General features: G+C 58.4%; 24 protein-coding genes. 18 read left to right on the top strand and 6 right to left on the bottom strand.

The window, feature by feature from the left end; genetic code table 11:
- Positions 1 to 16: 16 nt before the first annotated feature.
- Both J0G10_RS15445 and J0G10_RS15440 read left to right on the top strand, forming a co-directional pair.
- A complete protein-coding gene (locus J0G10_RS15445; RefSeq protein WP_095049088.1) occupies positions 17 to 925 on the top strand; it encodes a LysR substrate-binding domain-containing protein in 909 nt (302 codons plus the stop codon).
- Complete coding sequence (locus J0G10_RS15440) at positions 922 to 1,281, top strand: MmcQ/YjbR family DNA-binding protein (protein WP_220556134.1); 360 nt, start codon at positions 922 to 924, stop codon at positions 1,279 to 1,281. The genes J0G10_RS15445 and J0G10_RS15440 overlap by 4 nt, the downstream gene beginning before the upstream one ends.
- 118 nt (positions 1,282 to 1,399) lie before the next feature.
- Here J0G10_RS15440 and J0G10_RS15435 read toward each other — a convergent pair whose 3' ends face one another.
- Together J0G10_RS15435 and J0G10_RS15430 are read right to left on the bottom strand one after the other, a co-directional pair.
- The gene (locus tag J0G10_RS15435) at positions 1,400 to 1,831 is read right to left on the bottom strand and encodes a DUF1294 domain-containing protein (protein ID WP_095048868.1); all 432 of its coding nucleotides are present in this window, start codon (positions 1,829 to 1,831) and stop codon (positions 1,400 to 1,402) included.
- On the bottom strand, positions 1,828 to 2,658 hold the full coding sequence (locus J0G10_RS15430; RefSeq protein WP_220556133.1) for an undecaprenyl-diphosphate phosphatase: 831 nt from the start codon (positions 2,656 to 2,658) through the stop codon (positions 1,828 to 1,830). The genes J0G10_RS15435 and J0G10_RS15430 overlap by 4 nt, the downstream gene beginning before the upstream one ends.
- A 305-nt stretch (positions 2,659 to 2,963) precedes the next feature.
- On the opposite strand from J0G10_RS15430, the gene J0G10_RS15425 reads away from it, so the two are divergent.
- The 9 genes from J0G10_RS15425 to J0G10_RS15385 all read left to right on the top strand — a co-directional run bounded on the left by J0G10_RS15425 (position 2,964) and on the right by J0G10_RS15385 (position 11,332).
- Positions 2,964 to 4,598 carry a methyl-accepting chemotaxis protein gene (locus J0G10_RS15425; RefSeq protein WP_220556132.1) on the top strand — a complete coding sequence of 545 codons (1,635 nt, stop codon included), beginning with the start codon at positions 2,964 to 2,966 and terminating at the stop codon, positions 4,596 to 4,598.
- 295 nt (positions 4,599 to 4,893) lie between these two features.
- Complete coding sequence (gene pnuC / locus J0G10_RS15420; protein ID WP_095048865.1) at positions 4,894 to 5,457, top strand: nicotinamide riboside transporter PnuC; 564 nt, start codon at positions 4,894 to 4,896, stop codon at positions 5,455 to 5,457.
- Positions 5,454 to 5,978, top strand: coding sequence for an AAA family ATPase (locus J0G10_RS15415; RefSeq protein WP_095048864.1), 525 nt, complete (start codon positions 5,454 to 5,456; stop codon positions 5,976 to 5,978). The genes pnuC and J0G10_RS15415 overlap by 4 nt, the downstream gene beginning before the upstream one ends.
- 357 nt (positions 5,979 to 6,335) lie before the next feature.
- The gene (locus J0G10_RS15410; RefSeq protein WP_220556131.1) at positions 6,336 to 6,785 is read left to right on the top strand and encodes a hypothetical protein; all 450 of its coding nucleotides are present in this window, start codon (positions 6,336 to 6,338) and stop codon (positions 6,783 to 6,785) included.
- Between the two features lies 1 nt (position 6,786).
- On the top strand, positions 6,787 to 7,362 hold the full coding sequence (locus J0G10_RS15405; RefSeq protein ID WP_220556130.1) for an adhesin: 576 nt from the start codon (positions 6,787 to 6,789) through the stop codon (positions 7,360 to 7,362).
- A 74-nt stretch (positions 7,363 to 7,436) separates the two neighbouring features.
- Entirely contained in the window at positions 7,437 to 8,444 is a 1,008-nt protein-coding gene (locus tag J0G10_RS15400) for a heme utilization protein (RefSeq protein WP_150692593.1), read from the top strand.
- Positions 8,445 to 8,507: 63 nt separating this feature from the next.
- On the top strand, positions 8,508 to 9,188 hold the full coding sequence (locus J0G10_RS15395) for a C39 family peptidase (protein ID WP_150692594.1): 681 nt from the start codon (positions 8,508 to 8,510) through the stop codon (positions 9,186 to 9,188).
- Positions 9,189 to 9,232: 44 nt separating this feature from the next.
- Positions 9,233 to 9,979 carry a hypothetical protein gene (locus J0G10_RS15390; RefSeq protein ID WP_150692595.1) on the top strand — a complete coding sequence of 249 codons (747 nt, stop codon included), beginning with the start codon at positions 9,233 to 9,235 and terminating at the stop codon, positions 9,977 to 9,979.
- Positions 9,980 to 10,024: 45 nt separating this feature from the next.
- Positions 10,025 to 11,332: a transporter gene (locus J0G10_RS15385; RefSeq protein ID WP_150692596.1), complete on the top strand. Its 1,308-nt coding sequence runs from the start codon at positions 10,025 to 10,027 to the stop codon at positions 11,330 to 11,332.
- Positions 11,333 to 11,431: 99 nt separating this feature from the next.
- Here the strand turns inward: J0G10_RS15385 and J0G10_RS15380 are convergent, their stop codons facing one another.
- Positions 11,432 to 12,757, bottom strand: coding sequence for a sigma-54 dependent transcriptional regulator (locus J0G10_RS15380; protein ID WP_016983762.1), 1,326 nt, complete (start codon positions 12,755 to 12,757; stop codon positions 11,432 to 11,434).
- A 354-nt stretch (positions 12,758 to 13,111) separates the two neighbouring features.
- Between J0G10_RS15380 and J0G10_RS15375 the strand changes: the two genes are divergently transcribed.
- From J0G10_RS15375 to nhaB, 3 genes are all read left to right on the top strand, one after another.
- Positions 13,112 to 13,378: a hypothetical protein gene (locus J0G10_RS15375; protein ID WP_220556129.1), complete on the top strand. Its 267-nt coding sequence runs from the start codon at positions 13,112 to 13,114 to the stop codon at positions 13,376 to 13,378.
- A 280-nt stretch (positions 13,379 to 13,658) separates the two neighbouring features.
- A complete protein-coding gene (locus J0G10_RS15370; protein WP_095126281.1) occupies positions 13,659 to 14,960 on the top strand; it encodes an NHL repeat-containing protein in 1,302 nt (433 codons plus the stop codon).
- A gap of 73 nt (positions 14,961 to 15,033) precedes the next feature.
- Positions 15,034 to 16,536, top strand: coding sequence for a sodium/proton antiporter NhaB (gene nhaB, locus J0G10_RS15365; RefSeq protein WP_220556128.1), 1,503 nt, complete (start codon positions 15,034 to 15,036; stop codon positions 16,534 to 16,536).
- A gap of 124 nt (positions 16,537 to 16,660) precedes the next feature.
- Here nhaB and J0G10_RS15360 read toward each other — a convergent pair whose 3' ends face one another.
- From J0G10_RS15360 to gnd, 3 genes are read right to left on the bottom strand one after another with little or no spacing between them, the layout of a single operon-like run.
- The gene (locus J0G10_RS15360; RefSeq protein ID WP_095048854.1) at positions 16,661 to 17,482 is read right to left on the bottom strand and encodes an HAD family hydrolase; all 822 of its coding nucleotides are present in this window, start codon (positions 17,480 to 17,482) and stop codon (positions 16,661 to 16,663) included.
- The gene (zwf, locus tag J0G10_RS15355; RefSeq protein ID WP_093432830.1) at positions 17,479 to 19,002 is read right to left on the bottom strand and encodes a glucose-6-phosphate dehydrogenase; all 1,524 of its coding nucleotides are present in this window, start codon (positions 19,000 to 19,002) and stop codon (positions 17,479 to 17,481) included. The genes J0G10_RS15360 and zwf overlap by 4 nt, the downstream gene beginning before the upstream one ends.
- Positions 18,999 to 19,979 (bottom strand): phosphogluconate dehydrogenase (NAD(+)-dependent, decarboxylating), encoded by a 981-nt coding sequence (gnd, locus tag J0G10_RS15350; RefSeq protein WP_095048853.1) that lies wholly within the window; start codon positions 19,977 to 19,979, stop codon positions 18,999 to 19,001. The genes zwf and gnd overlap by 4 nt, the downstream gene beginning before the upstream one ends.
- 273 nt (positions 19,980 to 20,252) lie before the next feature.
- On the opposite strand from gnd, the gene J0G10_RS15345 reads away from it, so the two are divergent.
- From J0G10_RS15345 to J0G10_RS15330, 4 genes are all read left to right on the top strand, one after another.
- Positions 20,253 to 20,435, top strand: a complete 183-nt coding sequence (locus tag J0G10_RS15345) for a DUF6026 family protein (protein WP_007914840.1) — start codon at positions 20,253 to 20,255, stop codon at positions 20,433 to 20,435.
- Between the two features lie 209 nt (positions 20,436 to 20,644).
- Positions 20,645 to 22,393: a phosphoethanolamine transferase CptA gene (locus tag J0G10_RS15340; RefSeq protein WP_220556127.1), complete on the top strand. Its 1,749-nt coding sequence runs from the start codon at positions 20,645 to 20,647 to the stop codon at positions 22,391 to 22,393.
- A gap of 274 nt (positions 22,394 to 22,667) precedes the next feature.
- A complete protein-coding gene (locus J0G10_RS15335; RefSeq protein WP_093432836.1) occupies positions 22,668 to 22,877 on the top strand; it encodes a hypothetical protein in 210 nt (69 codons plus the stop codon).
- A gap of 495 nt (positions 22,878 to 23,372) precedes the next feature.
- The gene (locus J0G10_RS15330) at positions 23,373 to 24,515 is read left to right on the top strand and encodes an IS481 family transposase (protein ID WP_220556126.1); all 1,143 of its coding nucleotides are present in this window, start codon (positions 23,373 to 23,375) and stop codon (positions 24,513 to 24,515) included.
- Positions 24,516 to 24,559 lie beyond the last annotated feature (44 nt).

The raw sequence follows: 24,559 nt of genomic DNA, 5'->3' as shown, positions 1-24,559 counted from the left end.
CAGTCGGATGTCCCTGATGCAAGACCTCAACGATCTCTACTATTTCGCCAAAGTCGTCGAGGCCGGCGGTTTTGCTGCGGCTGGGCGATTGCTCGGGATTCCCAAATCACGGTTATCGCGGCGCATTGCCGAACTGGAAGAACGCCTCGGCGCGCGCTTGCTGCAACGCACCACCCGACAACTCAATCTCACCGCGGTTGGCGAACGTTACTTGCGCCACTGTCAGGCGATGCTTCTCGAAGCAGAAATGGCCGATGAGGCGGTGGCGAGCATGTCCAGCGAGCCGCGCGGACGACTGCGCGTTTCCTGCCCTACAGGTCTGGCCCGGGAAATGTTGCCGTGGGTGATCAGCGATTTCCTCGGCAAATTCCCCCAGGTGCAACTGGAAGTCGTACTGCTCAATCGCCGGGTCGATCTGGTCGGTGAAGGCTTTGATGTCGCGTTGCGCGTGCGTGAGCATGGTGACGAGGATCCGCTGCTGGTGACCCGACGCCTGCGTCAGGCGCAGATGGTCGTGGTGGCCAGCCCGGCGTTTTTACAGGGCAAGACGATCAACCATCCGCAAGACTTGAAGCATCTGCCCGTACTGGGTGCGCTGGAGGCCGATCGCATGGTGCATGTGCGCCTGCTCGATCAACAGGGCCACAGTTTCGAACTGAACATGGAGGCTCGCCTGGGCATCGACGATTTCGGCGTGCGCAAGGCCTGCGTCCTTGCCGGTCAGGGTTTTACTCTGTTGCCGATGATGTATTGCGAAGCGGAGCTGGAAAACGGCACGCTGGTGCAGATGCTGCCAGAGTGGTCGCTGCCCGGCGGCTGGCTGCAAGCGGTGTATCCGCATCGGCGCGGGGTGATGCCGGCGGTGCGCGCGTGGATCGATCATCTGGTCGAGTCGTTCAATGCCTGTGGGGAGCGGTTGTTATGAGCAAGGGAAAGATGAGCGAAGCCGACGTGGCCGCGTTCTGCCTGGCATTGCCGGGCGCTCGGGAAGATTACAAATGGGGCGGCGTGCGAGTGTTTTCGATTGCCGGCAGCAAGATGTTTGCCTTGCAGGGGCTGCGTGGGGACTCGCTGGCGTTCAAGGTCGACAAGGATTTGTTTCTTGGCCATTGCGACCGCCCGGGCATTCACCCGGCGCCGTATCTGGCGCGGGCGCAGTGGATCATCATGCATCCGCCCTACCCGCTGGGTGCCGAGGAATTGTGCGGGTTGTTGCAGCGCTCGCATCAGTTGGTGGTGAGCAAGTTGCCGAAGAAAACCCAAATAGGTTTGTTGCTGTAAACCCGACCCCCTGTGTAGGAGCTGCCGAAGGCTGCGATCTTTTGACTTTGATCTTTTAAAAGCAAGATCAAAAAGATCGCAGCCTTCGGCAGCTCCTACATAGGGAATTGCGGTGTATTCAGAACAGCGTCAGCAAGTTCGAGCCGAGAAACAGCTGGTCGATCCAGAACACTTGGTGCAACACGACAATCACCCAGAACAGAATCTGAAACGACACCTTGCGCGTCTTGTGCCGGAACACCTGCTGGGCGATCAATGCGCCCGGCCAGCCGCCCGCCAGTTCCACGGCATGAAGGATGTTCTCGGGTGTGCGCCAGGCATCGGCGCGCGCCTTGCGCTTGTCTGCCCAGTACATGAAGAACGCCAACACACTCACAACACCGTAAGCTGTCAGCGGCACCAACGAAATCCCGCGCAACCACATCGACACCGAGCCGAACAACGGCAGCGCGCAGACGACCAGCAGAACCAGCAGTTTCAGCTTCAGATGCTGGATGTTGTTGCCGCCCGAAGGTCGCCCTTCGGGCCGGCGTGCGCGGGAATCACTCATGGCTTGGCCGCCGCCCAATCGATCCAGCCAAACTGCCACGTCGCCAGAATGACCAGACCAAAAACGATCCGATACCAGGCAAATGCCGCATAGCTGTGGCTGGCGATGAACTTGAGCAAACCGCGCACGGCGATCATGGCGAAGATGAATGCGGTGACGAAACCGATGGCGAACACCGGGAAGTCCGCCGGCACAAACAAGTCACGGTACTTGTAGCCCGAGTAAACCGCCGCACCGACCATGGTCGGCATCGCAAGGAAGAAGGAAAACTCGGTAGCGGTCTTGCGCGACAGGCCGAACAGCAAGCCGCCAATGATCGTCGAGCCGGAACGCGAAGTGCCGGGAATCATCGCCAGACACTGGGCGAAGCCGACTTTCAGGGCATCTTTCCAGGTGATCTCGTCGACCGTTTCGGCGTGCACTTCATGCTGACGCTTTTCCGCCCACAACATGATGATGCCGCCCACCACTAAGGCGGCCGCGACGGTAATCGGGTTGAACAGATATTCGTGGATCAGGTCGGCAAAGATCACGCCCAGCACCACAGCGGGCAGAAATGCGATCAGCAGGTTGGCGGTGAAACGACGGGCGCTGGGCTGCGTCGGCAAACCGATGACCACATCGAAAATCTTGCGTCGAAACTCCCAGACCACCGCGAGGATCGCGCCGAGCTGGATGATGATATTGAACGCCATGGCCCGTTCGCCGCCAAAATCAAGCAAGTCGGCAACAATGATCTGGTGTCCGGTACTGGAAATGGGCAAAAACTCCGTCAGCCCTTCTACAACTCCTAGTATCAGTGCCTGCAAGGCCGTCCAAAGATCCATCAATCCCCCAAAGAGCGATGCGCGCCGGCATGCCCCGATAGTATTTTTCTAGCGTTCACTGCGATCAGCGTAGCTGTTTGTGGCTGTACCGATTCCGCACGCACAGGATCCACACGAAACGGTCAAAATTCCGTGAAATATCAATTTGGATTCAGGTTTTCACGCGCGGGGCCGAAATCCTAACAGACAAGCCTTATTAGCGCTGCCGCGTTATACGACTTGGGTCGCGTATGCCCGCTCACGAAATCGTGGTTGGATGCTGGCGGTCGTTTATTACAAGAAAAAGAATCCGGAGTGACAGCGTTATGAACAGCTTGCGCAGTGTGTCGATCAGCCGACGCTTGTGGCTCATCTTGATTGTGGCGGTGGTCATGTTGCTGACCTTGGGCGTGTTGATGCTCAAGCAGATCCACGACGATCTCTACCATGCCAAAGCCCAGAAAACCCAGCACGTCGTGCAGACCGCCAGCGGCCTGCTGACCTATTACCACGACCTCGAAACCGCCGGCACCCTGAGCAAAGAGGCTGCACAGAAACAGGCGCTGACGGCAATTCGCGGACTGCGTTACGACCAGAGCGATTACTTCTGGATCAACGACCTCACGCCCGTGATGGTCATGCACCCGACCAACCCGAAACTCGAAGGCCAGAACCTCTCGGCGATCCGTGACCCGGACGGCTTTGCGGTGTTCAACGAAATGGTCGCCATCGCCCGATCGAAAGGCGCGGGCATGGTCGACTACCGCTGGCCAAAACCGGGCGCCAGTGAGCCGGTGGCCAAGACGTCCTACGTCAAACTTTTCGAACCGTGGGGCTGGGTGCTCGGCTCCGGGGTTTACGTCGACGATGTGCAGGCGGAATTCCGGGGCCAAGTGATCAAGGCTACGGTCATCGGCCTGGTGATCGCCGTGATCATGGCGCTGTTGGTGATCCTCATCGCGCGCAGCATCGTCCGCCCATTGCAGGAAACCGTGAACGCCATGGCCAACATTGCCAGCGGTGAAAGCGACCTGACCCGCAGCCTCGATACCCATGGCAAAGATGAAGTCACTGAACTGGCGCATCACTTCAACGCCTTCACCGCCAAGCTGCGCCGGGTGATCGGTGATTTGCAGGTGTCGGCCAGCGCCTTGGGCCAGTCGTCCAGCGAACTGGGCAACGACGCCTCGCAGGCTCAGCAACGCAGCCAGCAGCAATCGCAGCAGATGGAACTGGTGGCCACGGCGATCAACGAAGTGACCTATGGCGTGCAGGACGTGGCAAAGAACGCCGAGCACGCCGCCGCCGAAATGCGCGATGCCGAAGCGCAGGCGCAACAGGGCCAGATCAATATCGACGGCAGCTTGCAGCAGATAGACAAGCTGTCCGGCACCATTGATCAAGCGGTGGAAGTGATTCGCACCCTGGCTGCCGAAAGCACGCAGATCGGCAGCGTATTGGAGGTGATCCGTTCGATTGCCGAACAGACCAACCTGCTCGCGCTTAATGCCGCGATTGAAGCGGCGCGGGCCGGGGAGCAAGGTCGCGGGTTTGCCGTGGTGGCGGATGAAGTACGCTTGTTGGCGCAACGTACGCAGAAGTCGACGGCGGAAATCCAGTCGATGATCGAGCGCCTGCAGAACCACTCCGAAGCCGCCGTAAAAGTGATCGGCGACAGCAGCAAGGCGTCGCAACTGACCATCGAACAAGCCGGGTTGGCCGGTGCGAGCCTGAATGCCATTGGCCAGGCACTGCGTAATCTCAATGGCCTGAACGCGTCGATTGCCAGCGCCACGTTGCAGCAGGCGCATGTGGTCGAGGACATTAATCAGAACGTCACTCAGGCGGCCGGCCTCTCGCACAGCACGGCGATCGCTGCCGAACAATCGAGTGCGGCCAGCCTGAAACTTGGCCAGTTGAGCGAACAACTCAACGCCCTCCTGCGCCAGTTCCGCGTCTGACCCGTGTACTGTGGTGAGCCCACCCCTCACCCCACCCCTCTCCCCAAGGAGAGGGGGCCGACCGAGGTCTCTCAAGCTATACGTCGACCTGAAAAATCGAGTCGATTATGGATTCAACGCAGAAAGATCAGGTCGGCGTATCTCGAACATCCAACTCGCTCAGTCCCCTCTCCCTACGGGCGGTCCGACGTTTCGGGAGGGTTAGGGTGAGGGGCTTTTGATCTACAGCGATCATCAGTACCTAGCCCAATGCAGTACAATCCGCCCCCTTCTTTCACTCCCCCAAGGAACCCCCATGTCCGGGCTTGAACTGTTTGCCGCCGCCCTCGGGGTGATCGCCGTGTGGCTGACGGTCAAACAGAATCCGTGGTGCTGGCCGATCGGTCTGGTCATGGTGTTGCTCTATAGCTGGATCTTCTTTGAAGTGAAGCTGTACTCGGACATGTTGCTGCAAGTGATTTACGCCGCGCTGCAAGTCTATGGCTGGTGGCAATGGACCCGCGCCGGGACGATGCATGACGGCCGCGAGGTCACTCGCCTCGATCGCCGCACTCTGTTGCTCGGCCTCAGCGTTGGCGCGGTCGGCAGTGTCTTGCTCGGCGCGGCCATGGCGCATTGGACCGACGCCGCGCAACCGTGGCTGGATGCGGCGCTGACCGGTTTCAGCCTGGTGGCGCAACTGTGGATGGCACAGAAACGCCTGCAATGCTGGGCGCTATGGTTCGTACTCGATGTGATTTTTGTCGGGTTGTTCATCTACAAAGGGCTGTACCTGACCGCTGCGCTGTACGGGCTATTCACCCTGCTGGCGGTGCAAGGCTATCGCGAATGGCGCGCCGACCCGGCGTTGCGCCCATGAAGGTTGTGGTCCTGACCGGCCCCGAATCCACTGGCAAGAGCTGGCTGGCGGCGGGCCTGCAACAACGCTTTGGCGGCTTGCGGGTGGATGAATACGTGCGTCGGTTTATCGAACTCAATCCCCGCGATACATGCCTGGCCGACATCCCTGATATCGCTCGGGGCCAGTTGCAATGGGAGGATGAGGCTCGGGCGCAACAGCCGTCACTGCTGATTCTCGACACCCATCTGCTGAGCAACATGCTGTGGAGCCAGACGCTGTTTGCTGACTGTCCGGACTGGCTGGAAACCGAGCTGTTGGCACGGCATTACGACCTGCACCTTCTTTTGTCCCCGGAACAGATCGACTGGACCGATGACGGTCAGCGCTGCCAACCGGATCTGGACGAGCGTCTGGCGTTTTACCAGGCCACGCAGAACTGGCTGGAAAACCACCACCAGCACTTTCAGGTCATCCAGGGCAATTGGGCCGAGCGCCAAGTGCAGGCCTTTGCCGCCGTCGAGCAATTACTGGTCGAATGACCCGGTCAACGGGTCACCTTCCCCGGCACTTTCCCCTGTTTTGGGGACAAAGTGTCCGATTCTGAAACACTCGTTGACGTGCAGAGTGCCCGTTTCAGCGCTGTTCATGGCTTTGTCATCCGAGTTGTTACGTGGTTGAAACACATCGTCGCAAACCCTTGTTCCAGAGCTTTGCTCAGCCAATAGACAGCTCGGCGCGGCCGTGGGTGTTTCAACGCTGAAACAGCTCGTGTTTCAGCTGCGCGTGTTTATTTGCCAACTCATTGAAATTCAAAAACTTTTAAAAAGCGGCACAGCTTTCGCTCTCTCCTTCACAACGCTGACTCGGGCCAGCCCACTGAAGAAGGAATTGCAGCCGTGGGGAATATCCAAAAAGGTTTGACCTGCCTTCTGCTGATCGGATCAGCAGCCAGTACGCTGATCAGCCTCAACGTGCAGGCGGAAGGCAACGGCGTCATCGTCCTCAACCGCGATGTTCAGCCTATTCCTATCGGTCGCAGCGGCGGTAAAGACCCCTATCCAACCACAGTCAATGCTAACCCTTCAGCCCGCATCAATCAGGCGATGAGCAGCACTGAGCTCAATGACGGTGAGTTTGCCAGCGTAGCCAGTGGCTCCTCGATCCGCGGCAACATCAGCACACCGACGGCGAATCTGCCTGGCATGAACACCCTGACCAATACCAACGGCCTGCCCGGTATGAGCAGCGGCCACGGCGGCGGCGCCGGCGGTTCCATCTCCAACACCGTCAACCGTGCCATGGGCGCAGGCCTTGCGCCGCTGACCCGCATGGCTGGAGGCCAATAAGATGAATCGTTCCCTGCTCCTGCTTGCCCTCTTCGGCTGCGCCAGTGCCATGGCGGCCGACCCCAGCTCAGTGAACAACGCGAACATTCAGGACACCGGCATTCAGTACCGCGGCAACTACAACGTGAATCAGGCCGCTGGCGACCAGATGCAACAGACCAATACCAAGGCGATCGCCATTGGCACCTCGGCCAGCGCCACCACCAATGTCCGCCAAACGATCGACACACCCGCCAATCCTTCGACGAATGCCAGCGCAACCATTGGCGGCAACGCTTTCAGCAATGGCAACGGCATCCTGGGTGTGAACCAGGGCGCCGGGGCCAACAACCAGATGGCCAACGTCACGCGCGTCAGCATCAGTGCTGGCCCGCAGAGCGTTGACGACAGTGCCCTTTCACAACAGAACGTGGCGCTTTTACCGAGCTCAGGAGCAACTGGTACCTCACCCGGCAGTCGCCAGGTCACGACAAGTGATCAGGCCTTCACCGGCAGCCGCGGGGTAATCCAGGTGAACCAGAGTGCCGGGGTGGGGAACCGAATGGCTAACACCCTGAGCATCCGGGTCGCTGACTGACCCAAACAACAAAAAGCAGTGCAATTAGAAAGTACCAACACTTAACCAACTAATAAGCACGATGGAGAAACACCATGAAACCTACAATGGCTCTCAAACCACTGGTTTTCGCACTTGCAGCAGTGATGGCAATCGCAGCACAGGCAGGCGGTCGTGATGACGATCATGGTAACGGGCACGGCAACGGTCATGGCAACCATGAACCAAAAGGCCCTACCCTGGAACAACTTCTGCAAATCGGCGCCGGCGCTGGTGCTGCCGTACTCGACACGCAGAACAGCGATGGCAACCTGGTGGGCAACCAAGGCACCAAAAATGATGCCTCCGTTCGCGACTCGGCCAATGGCACCAACGGCAACGTCGGCATGAACAACACCGCCGGCGATGGCAACCAACAAGACAACGCCGCTGCTCTGGCAACTGCCGACGAAAGCTTCATCTTCGGCACTGCCGTGTCCGTTTCCAGCGCGACTCAAGTCAACAACAACAACGCGGTTGCCAACTACTCGACAACCAACAATGCCAACCTCAACAACGTGGGTAACGGCGGTTCCGGCAACATCGGTGTGAACAACAGTGCCGGCAACTTCAACCAACAGAAAAACAACCTGGCCATTGCTGTATCCGGTGGTCGTGTAGCTAACGCCGCTGCCGCTGCCAACCAAAGCTCCACTGGGTTGACTGTGTCCAACAACGGCACTCAAACCTACAAAACCGATACTCTGAGAGGCACCTTCACCGCTGCTGGCGCATTCGTGGCAGCTGGCAAAGCGACCATCGAAGGCGACAAAGGCCATGGTGGTGGCGGTTATGGCGACAACGACCGTGGTCATGGCGGCAACGGCGGCAGCAAAGATCAGAAAGCGACCTTTGAAGCTGTCGGCATCTTCGGTCTCGCCGGTGTTACCACGCAACAAGTGCTGACCCCAGACGGCTGGAAAAACCCTGTGACCAACAACGCAAACATCTCTAACGTTGGTAACAACTTCTCCGGCAACGCTGGTTACAACAACGCCGCCGGTGTTGGTAACCAACAAAGCAACTCGCTGTCCATCGCTGCAGGTTGCAAAGCCTGCCTGTAATCGCGATCGAAACGAAAGCCCCGGAAACGGGGCTTTTCCTCAGTCCGCAAAGGCGTATCGATCATGCGTAAGACTGCCCTCCTCGCTCTGCTTTGCGTCTGTGGCCTGACTCAGGCCGGCCAGATGCCCGTGGCTGCCCTGCCGGGTGGCACGCTTGTCTACAAGAACGTGCAAAGCATTCGTGAGCGCAAGTTTGCCGACATCGTCGAACAGAAAACCGATTTCAGCTGCGGCGCTGCTGCACTGGCAACGGTATTACGCCAGGCCTATTGGCTCGACGTCGATGAGGAGCACATCATAAAAGGCATGCTGGTCAACGCTGACCAGGACCTTGTTCGTACTCAAGGGTTTTCCATGCTGGACATGAAGCGCTACATAGAAAGCATCGGCATGCGCGCCAGGGGCTACAAGATTCCGCCGGAAAAACTCGACGCTGTAACAATTCCGGTGGTGGTACTGATGGAAATTCGCGGCTACAAGCATTTCGTCGTGTTGCAGCGTTCGGACAAGGATTGGGTTTACATCGGAGACCCGGTTCTCGGCCATAAACGCTACAAACATGATGACTTTGTCAAAGGTTGGAACGGCATTGTCTTCGCCATCGTCGGTCCCGGATATGACAAGGCCAACGCCTTGCGCAGCCCTCCGGTACCACTGACCGCCAAGAACAAGCTGGATGGCTTCAACCCGGTCAAAGATGCTGAATTGATGGACTTCGGGTTCATACAGAGCGACTTCTTTTAATCGCCGATTATAAAGAATGGGGCTGGATGTCCCGGGAGCAGCAAATGAAAACCTCATACTGGCTGGCCGCCGCCTGCCTGGCAGCGAGCGCGTCAGGCTATGCCAATGCAGGATTCAAACCTATAGAAATACAAGACAAGGAGTTGTCCGAACTACGGGGTCGTTATGTCATGCCGGGGCGGATTATCAGCTTCGGCATTGTCATGAGCAGTACCTGGCGCAACGCCAGTGGCGATTTGATCGGGGCATCGACCTCGATGCAACTTCAGGCAGCAACGGTAAAACCTGAATTCTATGTTCAAACCATCAAGGAACACGGCAACGGCGGCACCCTGTCAGCGGGTAATGGCACGATCACCGGTGGCGCCGGCCTTGATAGCAGCCAAGGCGTGACACAAAGCGTGCGTGCCGCTGGCGACAGCAACACGGCCTACAACAACGTCGCCATCAACGTCAAAGAAGCCAATCAGGCACCAGCACTGGCTCCCGCCCAAGGGCAGGCCCTGATGGCCGGCCAGACAATCGGCGGCAGCAATGCGGCGGGCAGCGTCGCCGTCTCGGCAAACGGAGGCGGTGTACAAATGGCCATCCAGGCCGCCGGCAATCAGGGCACCGCCCTGCAACAAGTCGCCCAGGGCGGTTTGCTGCAGAACACCCGCCTGCTGGGCAGTGCCAACGTGGTCAATAACATGACTCAACTCAACGTAGTCCTGAACAATAACGGCATGAGCGCCGGCGCACTGGATTGCAACCTGACCCAACTCAGGGCACTACGCACTATTGGATATTGAACTACGCTGAGTCTCGATCATTGGGCTTAAAGGGACGGCTTATTCATGTATCGATCAGTATCACTGCGTGCCGCTGTTTGTTTGAGCACTCTTCTACCTGCAGCCATGCTGCAAGCGGCACCGGACGCCGATGTAGAAGTTCTGAAACAAGAGCTTCTGGAGCTGAAGCAACGTTACGAAGTACAACAAAAAGCCCTGGCGATACTCGAACAACGGGTTCGCCAGGTCGAAGACCAACCGGCGGCGCCGCAACCTAAACGGTTGGCCAAGTCGCCGTCGGATATGAAAGGCAATCCAAAAGTGGCCACCGGCACCGGGGCCGCAGCAGCGTCGGGGGGCGCAGCAGGTGGCAGTGGCGCTTCCTACGGGCAATCGCTGGCAGATGATTCGCAACCGGCACAAAGTGTGTCCAACCTGTACGACGAAGCCAGCGGCTTCTTCGGCGGTGGCAAATTCAGCGTCGAAACCGGTATCACCTACTCGCGCTACGACACCCGTCAGTTGATCCTCAACGGCTTTCTGGCACTGGACTCGATCTTTCTCGGCAATATCAACCTTGACCGAATCAAGGCTGACACCTGGACCCTTGACCTCACGGGCCGCTACAACTTCGACAACCGCTGGCAGTTCGATTTGAACGTGCCGGTGGTCTACCGCAGTTCGACGTATCAGTCGGGTGGCGGTAACGGCGGTGCGTCAAACGTCACCACAGAACAGGACGTCGATCGCGACCCAACCATTGGCGACGTCAACTTCGGCATTGCTTACAAGTTCCTCGACGAGTCGGTCAATACGCCGGATGCAGTAGTCACCTTGCGGGTCAAGGCGCCAACCGGCAAGGATCCGTTCGGGATCAAACTGCGCCAGACCGACGCCAACTCCAACCTGTTCGTGCCGGACACTTTGCCAACGGGCAACGGCGTCTGGTCCGTCACCCCAGGCATCTCGCTGGTCAAGACGTTCGACCCGGCTGTGCTGTTCGGCAGCCTGTCCTACACCCACAACCTGGAGGAATCGTTTGACGATATCAGCTCGACGGTCAACCAGAAAAACCCGGGCAAGGTAAAAATCGGCGACAGCTTCCAGATCGGCGCCGGTATTGCGTTTGCGCTGAACGAGAAGATGAGTATGTCGTTCTCGATGTCTGACCTGGTGCAGCGTAAAAGCAAGCTGAAACAGGATGGCGGGGATTGGCAATCGGTGGTCTCCAGTGATGCCAACGCCGGTTACTTCAACGTCGGCATGACAATTGCGGCCACCGACAACCTGACCATTGTTCCGAACCTGTCGATCGGTCTGACCGACGATGCCCCGGACTTTTCCTTCAGCCTGAAATTCCCGTACTACTTCTAAGCAAAAGCAAAAGATCGCAGCCTTCGGCAGCTCCTACATCGGATTCATGTAATCCCTGTAGGAGCTGCCGGAGGCTGCGATCTTTTGATCTTCAGCCAGCTAGCGGATCTGATGCTTGTGCAGCAAACGGTAAAACGTCGGCCGGGACACGCCAAGGACCTTGGCCGCAACACTGAGATTATCGCTGTGCCGGTTCAACACATCGCACAGTGCCTGGCGCTCGGCACGGGTCTTGTAATCTTCTAGCGTGCCCATCGGTGTGGCGATCGAATGCTGACTGATCAGCCCGAGGTCACGGGCCTCGATCTGCCGACCCTCGGCCAGCACCAGTCCGCGCCGTACACGGTTGGCCAGTTCACGGACGTTGCCCGGCCAGTCATGTTTGCCCATGGCAATCAGCGCATCTTCGCTAAAGCTGCGTGGACGGCGGCCGGTTTCATGACTGTAGAAGTGGGAAAAGTGGTTGGCCAGCATCGAGAGATCACCATGGCGTTCACGCAACGGCGCGGTGACCACCTGCAGCACGTTGAGCCGGTAATACAGGTCTTCGCGAAAACGTTTTTTCTCGATGGCCGCTTCAAGGTCGACGTGAGTCGCCGCCAGCACACGCACATCCACCGGGATCGGCTGGCTGCCGCCGACGCGTTCGATGTGTTTTTCCTGCAAGAAGCGCAGCAGATTGGCCTGCAGTTCAAGGGGCAAATCACCGATCTCATCGAGAAACAGCGTACCGCCATTGGCCGCCTCAATACGCCCGACCTTGCGCTGATGCGCGCCGGTAAACGCGCCTTTCTCGTGGCCGAACAGCTCGGACTGAATCAAATGCTCGGGAATCGCCCCGCAATTGATCGCCACAAATGGTTTGCTGTGACGCTGGGATTGCCGATGAAGCGTGCGCGCGACCAGTTCTTTGCCGGTACCGCTTTCGCCGCGGATCAGCACCGGCGATTCGGTCGGTGCCAGTTTGCTGAGCAATTTGCGCAATTCGCGGATCGGCTTGCTGTCACCGAGCAGTTCATGTTCGGGTTGATCGACGTGAATCGTGCCCTGCCCGCGCAAGCGCGCCATGCCGAATGCCCGGCCAAGGGTGACCTGCACCCGCGACACGTCGAACGGCAAGGTGTGGAAATCGAAAAACCATTCACAGACGAAGTCACCGACGTTCTGTAAACGCAGGACTTCCTGATTGAGCACGGCGATCCATTCAGTGCCGCTGCGACTGATCAGCTCCTTGACCGCCTCGGGGCGTTCAAGATGAAACGGCTGTAATCGCAACAAGCCGACATCACAACTGCGGTCGGCGGCATTTTCCAGGGTGCAACTGTCAACATCCCAACCTACGGCGCGTAATCCGGGCAATAAGCGGTGGCAGTCGTCGCACGGATCGACCACCAATAAACGTCGTAACGCAGGCGCTTCGCTCATGACTGTTCCTTGGCGCCAAATTATTAGAAATGATTGTAAAAACAGTCATTTGGCAGACCCGACTGTAACATTAGCAAGATTTTGACAGCGCCTTGTATCGATTGCTTATAGGTGTACAAGCAAACGCGTTATAAGAAACCAGGTTGTTAGTTAGCTATCGACTAAATTGCTGTTTCAACCTTTCAGTGAGCTTTCAAAAGCTGCCCACAAAGCAACACCCTGAAAGAAAGTTGAAATTTCTTTGTTTCATGTGTGACCTGCCTACCGGTTCGGTGCATCAGTACAAGTACCAGCCGAACGGTAAGCCCAACCGACGGCACATCATTTGATTGGGCACGACAGAGAGAAAACCCGATGACCGCCCCGCTCCGTATCAACGAAGCTCTTTTGATTGCCAACCACGCGTTCAAACCGTTCCAGTGCGTGGCCTGGGCGCCACAAGACGGCAATGGCGAGCTCAGCCTGACCGTGATCGACCGGACCAACTCGCGCATCGGTCGCAAACAGATCCCGAGCAGCGCCTACTCCGATCCAGCGCAACTCGAGCAACTGTTGGAGCAGGCTCGCGCTGAACTCAGCGAAGAAGGTTACAGCCTGCAATCCTGGTCGATGCCACACTAACAGCCGGGCGATGCGGATGACGCTCAGGTCATCCGCCCTACTCTGTTAGTTCCAATCTTTTCAACTCTCCGTACTTTTGCACAACTATTTGCAACTTGTTCAGGCGTAACTGCTTGGCCGGCTTGCTATTGGTTCAAAAAGACACTGTTCTGGCACAGTGCGACCCTCCACCTGTTAGTTCTTACAGTTGTACTTCTCCCGGTTCAGGGATTGAATGTTTCGCTCATGCAGTTACCCGCCCGGTTCCCGGTACCAGGTCAACTCGCAAGGAGATGCGTGCATGTCCACTCTGAACACTTTTGCGCTGCCGGCGCTATCGACTTCGTTATTGAGTCGAGCCGGTCAACTCGACAGAACATTTGCCGCTACCGGCGTCGCTCAAGTGTATTTCGCGGGCAGTGTGTCCAGCCTGACCGAGGACATCGCCCTCGATTCGCACGGGCGGGTGCTGGTCGCAGCTAAGGTCGGCGTCGCCACCGGTAGCCGATTCGGCCTGGCACGGATGCTTGCCGATGGCTCGGCCGATCTGACCTTTGGCGATCAAGGCAGCGTGATCGAAACCTTTGCCCCGGGCTTTGAAGCCACGGCCGGTAAAGTCCGGGTACTCCCCGACGGACGCATCCTGCTCGCCGGCCTGCATTATGAAAACGCTCATCGCACCTTGCCGGCTCTGGCCATGTTTGACGCACAGGGCAAGCCGGATCTGCGCTTCGGTGACAACGGTCGTCAGGTAGTGCGCCTGCCCGGCGACTTGTCCATGGGCAGCCGTGATGCCTGGCTACCGCCGGGCGTCCCGGGTGCTGAAGCCTGCGACTTTGTAGTCCAGGACGACGGCCATATTCTGCTGATCGCCAATCACCATTTCGAACTCGCCGACCATGCCGGCATGCTGATTCGCCTCAAGCCCGACGGCAGCCTCGATGAAACCTTCAACGGCCGCGGCTTCGTGATGATTCGCCACTTGCTGCTCAACACCTGGCTCAGCAGCCTGCTGTTGCAAGAGGATGGGCGAATTGTAGTGGCCGGCTCCATCGACTTTCCACAGGAGGGTCTGTTGGCGCGCTACCTGCCCGATGGTCGCCTCGACGAGCGTTTTGCCGTGGACGGATTCATGGCGTTCAAGGCTCACGGGCAAAGCGCTCAGGTCAGTCAGGTCCTGGAATCGGCCGATGCACTGCATTGTTTCGGCAGCAGTCGCGACCCGATCCGGTGCATGGCGTACAGCCTGCACACCAACGGTCGACCGAACCTGCACCATCACGGCGTGCAACCACAGTTGCTGGAAATCGGCCCGAGCGGCTGCCAATGGAGCGCCGCCCAGCGCATGGCGGACGGCCGCATCATCGCGGTCGGTGCAACCATTGGCGGATTCGAAGCAGATTTTATTGTTGCTCGTTACCAGCGGGACGGCGGCCTGGATCACAGCTTCGGTGACGGCAAAGGCTGGCTGCGCACACGTCTGGGGCGCAGTCTCGACACGGCCAACTCGCTGGCCGTGCAAGCGGACAATGCCATCCTCGTCGGCGGTTATTCATTGGATGGCAACTACCGAGCCATGGTGGCGCGTTACCTGAACCATTGAAAAACACGCACTGTACTTGATCTTCCGCAACGCATCCGGCAACTTGCGCGCTTCTAAAGACAAGGAGCAGCCGATGTCCGGTTCAATGGCCCAGGCGTTCGCGCAAAATTTTCTCGGGCACTCGCCACGCTGGTACAAGGCGACCATCGTCGGTTTCCTCATCCTCAACGCCGTCGTGCTGTTCAGCGTCGGCCCGGTCGCGGCCGGCTGGTTGCTGGTGATCGAATTCATCTTCACCCTGGCGATGGCGCTCAAGTGCTATCCGCTGATGCCCGGCGGTTTGTTGTTGATCGAAGCGCTGCTGCTGAAGATGACCACCCCGCAAGCGCTTTACGATGAACTGGTGCACAACTTCCCGGTGATCCTGCTGCTGATGTTCATGGTGGCCGGTATCTACTTCATGAAAGATCTGTTGCTGTTTCTGTTCTCGCGCCTGCTGTTGGGCGTGCGTTCAAAAGCGATACTGGCCTTGCTGTTCTGCTTTCTTTCCGCGTTTCTGTCGGCGTTTCTCGATGCCTTGACGGTGACCGCAGTGATCATCAGTGCGGCGGTCGGTTTCTATTCCGTTTATCACCGTGTCGCGTCGGGCAACGATCCGCGCCAGGACAGTGAGTTTGCTGACGACCGGAACCTGCCAAACCTTCACCATGACGATCTGGAACAATTCCGCGCGTTTTTGCGCAGCCTGTTGATGCACGGCGCGGTCGGTACGGCGCTGGGCGGTGTCTGCACACTGGTGGGCGAACCACAAAACCTGCTGATCGGCCACGAAATGGGCTGGCACTTCGCCGAGTTCTTCCTGAAAGTCGCGCCGGTGTCGATACCGGTGCTGGCCGCGGGTCTGGTCACCTGCGTGTTGCTGGAGAAACTGCGCTGGTTCGGCTACGGCACCCTGCTGCCGGACAATGTTCGCGCCGTGCTGGCCAATTACGCCGCCGAAGACAACGCCGAGCGCACGGCGCGCCAACGCGCAGCCCTGCTGGTGCAAGGCGCGGCGGCACTGATCCTGATCGGCTGCCTGGCCTTTCATATCGCTGAAGTCGGCCTGATCGGCTTGATGGTGATTGTGTTGATCACCGCGTTTACCGGCATCACCGACGAACATCGTCTGGGCAGCGCATTCAAGGACGCCATGCCGTTCACGGCGTTGCTGGTGGTGTTTTTTGCGGTGGTTGCGGTGATTCACGATCAACAGCTGTTTGCGCCGTTGATCGAGTGGGTACTGGCCCTGCCGGTCGAGCAACAACCGGGCATGCTGTTCATTGCCAACGGTCTGCTGTCGGCGATCAGTGACAACGTGTTTGTCGCCACGATCTACATCACCGAAGTGAAACAGGCGTTCCTCGCCGGCCACATGAGCCGCGAGCATTTCGAGACATTGGCGATCGCGATCAATACCGGTACCAATCTGCCGAGCGTGGCGACGCCGAATGGTCAGGCTGCATTCCTGTTTCTGCTGACCTCGGCGATTGCACCGCTGGTACGCCTGTCGTACGGGCGGATGGTGTGGATGGCGTTGCCTTACACCTTTGTGATGGGGCTGCTGGGCTGGTACGCGGTGAGCTACTGGCTCTAACCAACACTGAATAAACCCGTGGGAGCGAGCCTGCTCGCGAAGAGGGAATGTCAGACAACGGATTCGTTGAATGACACTCCGCTTTCGCCAGCAGGCTCGCTCCCACATTGGTTTTGGGGTGGGGTCAGCGAGGGAGGATGTATTTCTCGATCGCTTGCGCCACGCCGTCTTCAGTGTTCGGCGCAGTGACCACGTCGGCTTGGCGCTTTACCGCGTCCTCCGCCTGGGCCATGGCTATCGAAAAGCCTGCACAATGGAACATCGCCGGGTCGTTGCCGCCATCGCCGATGGCAGCTGTCTGCTCTAATGGAATACCGAGATGTTCGGCCAGCGTCGCCAGCGCGGTGCCTTTGTTGGCTTCCAGCGCGGTCACGTCAAGATAAACAGGTTGTGAACGCGATACCTGCGCCATGCCGTTGACCTTGGCCAGCAGTTGCGCCTCCAGTTCGATCAACAGCTCAGTGTTGTTACTGGTCGCGACGATCTTGTCGATGCGCTCAAGATACGGCTCGAAACTCTCCACTACCACCGGCGGATAGCCGAGGCCATGCTGCTCGCGCGGTACCATCGGCCCGTGAGGATCCTTGAGCAGCCAGTCGCCGCCGCTGAACACCCAGATTTCCACATCCGGTTGATCGGCGAACGTGGCCAGCGCAATCAGCGCGGTGCTGGCCGGCAGGTAATGCGCGACCAAAAGACTGCCGTCAGGATTGACGATAGTGCCGCCATTGAACGCCGCCGTCGGCAGATCAACACCCAAGGCTTCGATCTGCTGCAACATGGCTTTCGGCGGTCGACCGGTGGCGAGGCTGAACAGCACGCCAGCCTCACGCAGCGAACGCACTGTTTCGATGGTGCGCTGGCTCAGCGTGTGATCGGGCAGCAGCAGCGTGCCGTCCATGTCACTGAGCAGAAAACGGATGGGTTGTTGCGGAAAGTCACTCATCCGAGGCCATGCCAGACGCGGCCATCGCGAGTCAGCAGGTCTTCAGCAGCCTGCGGGCCGTCCTCACCAGCGGCGTAGGTCTGCACACTTGCATCCTGCTGCCAGGCATCAAGGAACGGCTGTACCGCGCGCCAGCCGTTCTCGATGTTGTCAGCACGCTGGAACAGCGTCTGATCGCCGGTCAGGCAGTCATAGATCAGGGTTTCGTACCCGGTCGACGGCTGCATCTCGAAAAAGTCTTTGTAAGCAAAACCCAGCTCGATGTTGGCCATGTTCAACGCCGGCCCCGGCCGTTTGGCCAGCAGGTCGAACCACATGCCTTCGTTGGGCTGGATCTGGATGCGCAGGTAAGTCGGCTGTAATTCGTCGACTTCGGTGTCACGGAACTGCGCGTACGGCGCCGGTTTGAAGCAGATGACGATCTCGGTGTCGCGCACGCTCATGCGCTTGCCGGTGCGCAGGTAGAACGGCACGCCGACCCAGCGCCAGTTGTCGATCATCACCTTCAGCGCCACGTAGGTTTCGGTGTTGCTGTCAGGCGAGACGTTGGGCTCCTGGCGATAACCGCTCAGCGGCTTGCCGTCGACCTCACCGGCGCTGTACTGACCGCGCACCGAGTTGGCCCGCGCCTCTTCAGTGGTCCACGGACGAATTGCCCCCACAACCTTGGCCTTCTCGCCGCGCACCGCATCGGCGCCAAACGCGGCCGGCGGTTCCATGGCGACCATGGCCAGCAACTGGAACAGGTGATTGGGCACCATGTCGCGTAGGGCGCCGGTGTGTTCGTAAAAACTGCCACGGGTTTCGACGCCGACGGTTTCAGCGGCGGTAATCTGCACGTGGTCGATGTAGTGATTGTTCCAGAAGGCTTCGAACAGGCTGTTGGAGAACCGGCTGACGAGAATGTTCTGCACGGTTTCCTTGCCCAGATAATGGTCGATCCGATAGATCTGCTTCTCGGACATCACCTTGAGCAAACAGGCGTTCAACGCTTCGGCGGTTTGCAGATCGGAGCCGAACGGCTTCTCGATCACCACCCTTCTGAACGCTTCGGGAGTTTCTTCGAGCAATTTGGCCGCGCCGAGACGGCGCACCACTTCACTGAAAAAACGCGGCGCGGTGGCCAGGTAGAACACCGCATTGCCGGTGCCGCTGTCGGCGATTTTCGCCGCCAGCGCGGAATAAGTGCTGTCGTCCAGGAAGTCGCCCTGGACGTAGCTGATACCTTTGGCGAGCTTGGCCCACAAGGCCGGATCAAGCATCTGATCGCCCTTGCCGACCTTCGCCGCCACTTCGGTGCGGATGAAATCTTCGAGCTTCTGCGCGAAGGCTTCATCGGTAATGGCGTTGTGGTCAACGCCGACGATCCGCAGATTGTCGTCAAGCAAGCCGTCGCGACTGAGGTTGTACAGCGCCGGCATCAGCAAGCGCTTGACCAGGTCGCCGTGGGCACCGAACAAAAACAGCGTGGTCGGTGGTGCGGGTTCTGCCTTGGATTTTCTGCGGATCGTATGGGTCATTTCTTCGGTGTCTCCACGTGGCCGCCGAAGCCGAAGCGCTGGGCCGAAAGAATCTTGTCGCCAAAGGTGCCCTGACCGCGCGAGCGGTAGCGCGAGAACAGCGAGTTCGACAGCACCGGTACCGGCACCGCTTGTTCCATGGCCGCTTCGATGGTCCATTGACCTTCACCGCTGTCGGCAACCGAACCGGAGAAGCCGTCGAGCTTCGGATCGCTGGCCAGTGCATCGGCGGTCAGGTCGAGCAACCACGACGACACCACGCTGCCACGGCGCCACACTTCAGCGATGTCGGCCACATTGAGGTCGAAACGCTGATCTTCCGGCAGGCGCTCACTGGACTTGGTCTTGAGGATGTCGAAGCCCTCGGCGAACGCGGCCATCATGCCGTACTCGATACCGTTGTGAATCATCTTCACGAAGTGCCCGGCACCGGCGGGACCGGCGTGGATGTAGCCGTGTTCGGCGCGGTGGTCGTCGGACTTGCGATCCTTGGTGCGCGGGATATCACCCATGCCCGGCGCCAGAGCAGCGAACAGCGGGTCGAGGCGCTGCACGGTTTCGGCGTCACCGCCGATCATCATGCAATAGCCACGTTCCAGGCCCCAGACGCCGCCGGAGGTACCGACGTCGATGTAGTGCAGGCCTTTCTCGGCCAGAGTTTTGGCCCGGCGGATGTCATCCTTATAGTTGGTGTTGCCGCCGTCGATGATGGTATCGCCGGCTTCGAGCAAAGTGCTCAGGGTGTTGATGGTGTCTTCGGTCGGCGCGCCGGCCGGCAACATGACCCAGACCGCACGCGGTTTGGCCAGGCCGGCAACCATTGCCGGCAAGTCGGCGACGCCGGTGGAGCCCTCGGCGACCAGGTTCTCGATGAAAGCGGTATTGCGGTCGTAAACAACGGTGGTGTGACCGTTGAGCATCAGACGTCGCGCAATATTGCCGCCCATGCGGCCCAGTCCAATAATCCCGAGTTGCATGTGCTGATGCTCCTTACTACAAATAAATGTGTGTCATTGGTTATAGCCCAACGCGACTGATGGAGGTTAGTCCAGAGCGTTGCGATGAAGTTTCCGGGCATTGTGCCCGATCCAGACTGATAACGCCCCGAATCCTGCCGAAGACACACCGACCATGAAAAATAAAAAAGTTCCATTCACAGGCAAAAGAAATCAAAATCGGCGCCGATAGTAAGTCAGTACCCCAAAGCGGGGACGACCTACAGTTGATGCACGCCATTTGCGAGGTGAGCAATGGGCACAGTACACACAGCAATGCCGCCACAAACCCTGTACGTGACAATCCGTCGCGATGAATTGCGCCAGTTGAAAGACGAACGCGACCAGTTGAAACAGGAGCTGGCGCAGCTGCGCCTGTTGACCCAAGGTGTGCAGCCGCAACCTTTGCCGGTCGTTCAGCGTCACCCCCACGCCTGATCCCCGCCTGTTTCGGGAACAGCCGCCGCTGTTCCCGACATGATCCATCGCTGCCCTCCTCTCTATAGAGCAAAGCGGCAACTCACAAACTTTTCACATTCTCTTCGTAATACTCCGCCCCATTCTGGCCGTACCTGCGTGTACGGCCTCCGTTCGTCGGCTTCATGGATGTTCCGGCGGTGGTTGTAACGAGTGAGCTGGAGCGCCGAATGGCATTGTTCAAACGCAGCAAAACGACTGCGACAGGTTTCGATTGGGCCGGATTTCTCTGGCTGTTTGTATTCTTCTGGTACTTCTCGGGTATCACCCAACTGCTGATCCAGCTGACCGGCACCTCCGGCTTCACCGGGTTCCGTCAGGCGTTCGTCATGAGCGCGATCTGGCTAGCACCGATGTTGCTGTTCCCCAAACGCACCAAACTGCTCGCTGCCATCATTGGCGTGGTGCTGTGGGCCTGCTCGATGGCCAGCCTGGGCTACTTTTTCATCTATGAGCAGGAGTTCTCCCAGAGCGTCATCTTCATCATGTTCGAGTCGAACATCTCTGAAGCCGGCGAGTACATGACCCAGTACTTTGCCTGGTGGATGGTGCCAGCGTTCCTCGCACACACCGCCTTCGCTTACTTCCTGTGGACGCGTCTGCGTCCGGTATACATGCCCCGTGGCCGCGCATTCGTCGCGGCGATGGCAATCCTCATTGCGGTGATCGGTTATCCGCTGGTCAAACAGACAATGCGCATGGGCACCTTTGCCCAAGGCTTCGAGAAATTCGAAACCCGCATCGAGCCGGCGGTGCCATGGCAGATGGTCGTGGCCTATCACCGTTACCAGGAAACCCTCGCCGACATGCAGGGCATGCTGCACAACGTGAGCAAGATCCCGCCGCTGAAAAACCTCAAGGACGCCTCGGCCGACCAGCCGAAGACCCTGGTGCTGGTGATCGGCGAATCGACCAACCGTCAGCGCATGAGCCTTTATGGCTATCAGCGCAACACCACGCCGGAACTGGACAAGCTCAAGGATCAACTGGCGGTTTTCGACAACGTCGTCACTCCGCGTCCGTACACCATTGAGGCGTTGCAGCAGGTGCTGACCTTCGCTGACGAAGAGCACCCCGACCTGTACCTGTCGACACCGTCGCTGGTCAGCATGATGAAACAGGCCGGCTACAAGACCTTCTGGATCACCAACCAGCAGACCATGACCAAGCGCAACACCATGCTCACCACGTTCTCCGAACAGGCCGACGAGCAGGTGTACCTGAACAACAACCGCAACCAGAACGCCGCGCAGTACGATGGTGATGTGATCGAGCCGTTCAACAAGGCCCTGGCTGACGCGGCGCCACGCAAGCTGATCGTTGTGCATTTGCTCGGCACGCACATGAGCTATCAGTACCGCTATCCGCCGACGTTCGACAAGTTCCAGGACCGCACCGGCGTACCAGCCGGCGTGCGTGACGACCAAGTCCCGACCTACAACAGCTACGACAATGCCGTGCTGTACAACGACTTCGTGGTGTCGAGCCTGATCAAGGATTACGCCAAATCCGATCCGAATGGCTTCCTGCTGTACCTCTCGGACCACGGTGAAGACGTGTTCGACTCGGTGGGCCACAAGACCCTGGGCCGCAACGAAAACAAACCGACAGCGCCGATGTACACCATCCCGTTCATGGCCTGGGCGTCGCCAAAGTGGAAAGCCAATCACGACTGGAACTTCGCCGCCGACCTCGATCGCCCGTATAGCAGCTCGCATCTGATCCACACTTGGGCTGACCTTGCCGGTTTGAGCTTCGATGAACTCGACCACAGCAAGAGCCTGGTCAGCGACAGCTTCAAGGCTCGCCCCCTGCTGATCGGCGACCCGTACCAGACCGAGCAGCGTGCGCTGATCGACTTCAGTTTGATGAAGCCGAAGAAAACCGACGTCGCGCCGGCGGATGTCGCGCAGAAGTAACACCAGAAGGGGCCGAAACCGGCCCCTTTTTCATGTCCGCAGAAAACTCATCCAGCCTGCCTCGAATTTCGCTTGTTACCTCTGCCCCGTCCAATGCGTCGCCACGGTTAGCTCTGACAGGTGCCCCCCCGATCCCGACTATCAAATGTTCTGCAACATGCTGCAAAAACTCCACTGAACGGGCGTTAACCCCGAGTTAATTCAGGCCTCCCAGACTCTCGTCCGAGATCTGCTTCATGGACGAACGGCTCCCACTTGTTCAGTAGGAGGCACCATGAAAATCACTACCGCAATCCTTGCCGGGCTGTTTGCCCTGGGTTCTGCCAGCGTTTTTGCCGAGGGCGGCGCTGAGCGTATGCGTTATTACTACGACAACTTCCCGGTTCACCAAGCCCAGAGCGAGCAGAAGAGCGACGCCAACGCGAAGGAAATTCGCGTTCCCGCCGATCAGACGGCGCAAGTGACCGAGTCGTATCGCGACTGAGATTGACCGAGCAACCGATGGACCTTCCGTGGCTCCGCTCTGGCCTGGAAGAAGACAGTTTGGCGCCCTGATTGGGGCGCCTTTTTTATGGGCAATGAGCGGGGTGTTCGACCTTATGCTGTCGCGAGTTCGCAGATGGGGTTGGGTCAGCAAGATCCAACCCCCTCACCCCAGCCCTCTCCCCAAAGGGGCGAGGGGGAAAGGGAGCCGATTTTCATGCTATTCAAAACCTGAGTTCGGCTTGATGTTTCAGGTCGGCGTATCTCGCCCAAACACCTCGGTCAGTACCCTCTCCCAAGACACAGGAGCTGTTTTGTGTGCTTTTCAAAACCTGAGTTCGGCTTGATGTTTCAGGTCGGCGTATCTCGCCCAAACACCTCGGTCAGTCCCCTCTCCCTCTGGGAGTGTATGTACCGGAGACATGGTGGACAGGTGTTCGGAGACATGGTGGACACATTTTAATAGACACATTGCTCATCGCGAAGGAGATGGCCTGTGTCTTGGGAAGAGGTGTCCACCGTGCAGCTTCGTTCAGAATTCGTGCTGTTGGCTCGGCAAGAAGGGGCCAATGTTCGGCAGCTTTGCCGTCGATTCAATATCAGCCCAAGCACTGCCTACAAATGGCTCAACAGGTTTGAGACCTCAGGTGCAGAGGGATTGATCGATCAGTCTCGACAACCAAAGACATCACCCAAACGTTGCGCTGACGATGTTGAGCAGCAGATTCTGACCGTGAGTCAGGAGTACGCCGCTTGGGGCGCTCGCAAGCTCAAGCGTGTGCTGGAAGACGACGGCAAAGTGATGCCTTCGGTCAGTACCGTGCATGCGGTTTTACAGCGTCATTCGCGCGTTGATCCAAAGGCCGCTGAGATCAAACCGTTTATCCGGTTCGAGCATGAAGCGCCCAACGATCTTTGGCAGATGGACTTCAAGGGACATATCAGCCTGGCTCAGGGGCGTTGCCATCCGTTGACGATATTGGACGATCATTCACGGTTTTCGCTGTGCATCGCGGCATGCATTAATGAGCAGCGCCAAACCGTTCAGGAGCATCTAATCAGGACCTTTCGGCGTTTCGGCCTGCCTTTACGCATGACGATGGACAACGGTTCGCCATGGGGTGATCAGACAGGTGTTTATACCGCACTGGAGGTCTGGCTGATGAGCCAGGGCATCAAGGTCGGCCACTCCCGACCTTATCACCCGCAAACCCAGGGAAAGCTGGAGCGCTTCCACCGCAGCCTGAAAAGGGAAGTCCTGCAAGGCCAGCTCTTCATCGATCTGGACGATGCGCAACGGGCGTTTGATATCTGGCGTGAGATTTACAACCAGAAGCGCCCGCATCAAGCACTGGGCATGCAGGTTCCTGCTACTCGCTACAGCAGTAGCCCGCGGGAATATCAGGAGCAACCGGCGGCGCCTGAGTACGATGATGGGGATGTGGTCAGGAAGGTTCAGGTGAAGGGCGAGATCTACTGGGGCAATCGTGAATACACAGTTGGAAAGGCATTTTACGGGAGGTCAGTGGCTATCAGGGAAACGACGGAGGACGGCATCCACGATGTCTACTGGAGTAGACATCGTATCGCCCGAATCGACTTGAACTTGCAGATCGTGACGGCAGGTAAGAAGATCTAAAACCGTCCACCATGTCTCCGAACATGTGTCCACCATGTCTCCGG

The organism is Pseudomonas germanica (assembly GCF_019614655.1).
GTDB lineage: Bacteria > Pseudomonadota > Gammaproteobacteria > Pseudomonadales > Pseudomonadaceae > Aquipseudomonas > Aquipseudomonas neuropathica.
This window is presented reverse-complemented; position numbering and strand designations above follow the sequence as displayed.